This window comes from Mycolicibacterium arseniciresistens (assembly GCF_030519285.1).
GTDB classification, from domain to species: domain Bacteria; phylum Actinomycetota; class Actinomycetes; order Mycobacteriales; family Mycobacteriaceae; genus Mycobacterium; species Mycobacterium arseniciresistens.
The window spans coordinates 1-2540 of record NZ_JAUMSQ010000395.1; the positions used below are offsets into that span (position 1 = coordinate 1).

Genomic DNA, 2540 nt, shown 5'->3' on the forward strand with positions numbered 1-2540 from the left:
CCGGTTGCGGGCGGTGGCCTGCGCCCCGGCCGACGGCCCCGAGGGCATCGCCCGGGAATGCGCGGCAACGCAATTGGCCAGGATGGCCGCGGCGGGTATCCCGGGCGCCGACCCCGCGCAGTGGTACGGCATGACGCCGGTGTCGAGCGACGAACCGCTGTGGTCGGGTGACGACCACACCGTCACGCTGTCGCCGTCGACGTTGCAGACGCTGACCGACTGCCCGCTGCGCTGGCTGCTGGAGCGCCATGGCGGCAGCGACGCCCGCGACGTGCGCTCGGCGGTCGGGTCGCTGGTGCACGCCCTGCTCGCCGACCCGGGCCGCACGGAGAGCCAATTGGTCAATGAGCTCCAGACCCTCTGGCAGCAACTGCCTTTCGAAGCCGCGTGGCACGCCGACAACGAGCTCACGCGGCATCGCGCCATGCTCTCGGGGTTCGCGCAGTGGCGCGAGCAGACCCGCCGCGAGTTCACCGAGGTGGGCACCGAGGTCGACGTCGACGGGCTGATCGGCGAGCCCGGCGGCGACGGCGCCCCGGGCGTGCGCGTCCGGGGACGGCTCGACCGGCTCGAACGCGACGACGCCGGCCGACTGGTCGTGGTGGACCTGAAGACCGGCAAGAGCCCGGTCACCAAGGACGACGCGCAGCGGCACGCCCAGTTGGCCATGTACCAGCTGGCCGTGGCGGCCGGCCTGCTGCCTGACGGTGACCAGCCCGGTGGCGGTCGGCTGGTGTACCTGGGCAAGCCGACCGCCGGGGGTCCCGCCGAGCGCGAGCAGGACGCGCTCACCCCCGAGGCGCAGGAGCAGTGGCGGCAGCAGGTGAGCCGGGCCGCCGCGGCGACCCAGGGTCCCCGGTTCGTCGCCCGGATCAACGACAACTGCACGCACTGCCCGGTCCGTGGCAGCTGCCCCGCCCAGGCCGGAGAGGAGAGGGCATGACACCGCGCTACAGCCCCGCCGAACTCGTTTCGGCGCTCGGCGTTTTCGCACCCACCGAGGAACAGGCCGCCGTCATCGCCGCACCGCCGGGTCCGCTCGTGGTGATCGCCGGCGCGGGGGCAGGCAAGACCGAGACCATGGCCGCGCGGGTGGTGTGGCTGGTGGCCAACGGCTACGCCGCACCGGGCGAGGTGCTCGGCCTGACGTTCACCCGCAAGGCCGCCGGGCAGCTCCTGCGCCGGGTCCGCAGCCGGCTGGCCCGGCTGGCCGGGGTGGGCCTGCTACCCGGTGGCGACGACGCCGATCCGGCGACGGTCAGCACCTACCACGCGTTCGCAGGCACGCTGTTGCGCGATCACGGCCTGCTGCTGCCCATCGAGCCGGACACCCGGCTGATCAGCGAGACCGAGTTGTGGCAGCTGGCCTTCCGGGTGGTGTGCGAGCACCCGGGTGAGCTGCACGTCGACAAGACCCCGGCCGCGGTGACGGCGATGGTGCTGCGGCTGGCCGGTCAGCTGGCCGAGCACCTGGTCGGCACCGATCAGCTGCGCGACACCCACATCGAGCTGGAGCGGCTGGTGCACACCCTGCCCGCAGGCCCGTATCAGCGCGACCGCGGCCCCAGCCAGTGGCTGTTGCGGCTGCTGGCGACGCAGAACGAGCGGACCGAACTCGTGCCGCTGATCGACGCGCTGCACCGGCGGATGCGGGCCGACAAGGTGATGGACTTCGGCACGCAGATGGCCGCCGCCGCCCGGCTGGCCGCCGAGTTCCCGCAGGTCGGCGTCCAGGTGCGGCAGCGCTACCGGGTGGTGCTGCTCGACGAGTACCAGGACACCGGCCACGCGCAGCGGATCGCGCTGTCGTCGCTGTTCGGCGGCGGGGTGGACGACGGTCTCGCGCTCACCGCGGTCGGCGACCCGATCCAGTCGATCTACGGCTGGCGCGGCGCCTCGGCCACCAACCTGCCCCGGTTCGCCACCGACTTCCCCCGCGCGGACGGCAGCCCGGCGCCCACGCTGGAACTGCGCACCAGCTGGCGGAACCCGCCGCGGGCGCTGCGGCTGGCCAACGAGGTGTCGGCCGAGGCGCGCCGCCGGTCGGTTGCCGTGCGCGAGCTGCTTCCCCGCCCCGGGGCCGAGCCCGGCACCATCCGCTGTGCCCTGCTGAACGACCTGGCCGCCGAACGGGACTGGGTCGCCGACCAGATCGCCGCGCTCTACCACGGCGCAGGCGACGACGTCCCCACTGCCGCGGTGCTGTTGCGCCGCAACGCCGATGCCGCTCCGATGGCGGACGCACTCACCGCGCGCGGCGTCCCGGTGGAGGTGGTCGGCCTGGCCGGGTTGCTCTCCATCCCCGAGGTGGCCGATGTGGTGGCGATGCTGCGGCTGCTCGCCGATCCCACCGCCGGCGCGGCCGCGATGCGGGTGCTGACCGGGCCCAGGTGGCGCCTGGGCGCCAAGGACGTCGCCGCGTTGTGGCGGCGCGCCGTCGAACTCGACGACACCGCCGCGCCCGCCGGGTCGGCGTCCACCGAGGAGATCGTGGCCCGTACCGCGCCCGACGCCGATGCCGCCTGCCTGGCCGACGCGAT

General features: G+C 74.3%; 2 protein-coding genes. Both read left to right on the top strand.

What is annotated here, in order from left to right; translation table 11 throughout:
• Positions 1-943: RecB family exonuclease (locus tag Q2100_RS29095; protein WP_302916827.1), on the top strand; the 943-nt coding region annotated here is incomplete at its 5' end.
• On the top strand, positions 940-2540 hold a 1601-nt coding region (locus tag Q2100_RS29100), incomplete at its 3' end, for an ATP-dependent helicase (protein ID WP_302916828.1). The genes Q2100_RS29095 and Q2100_RS29100, both read left to right, overlap by 4 nt.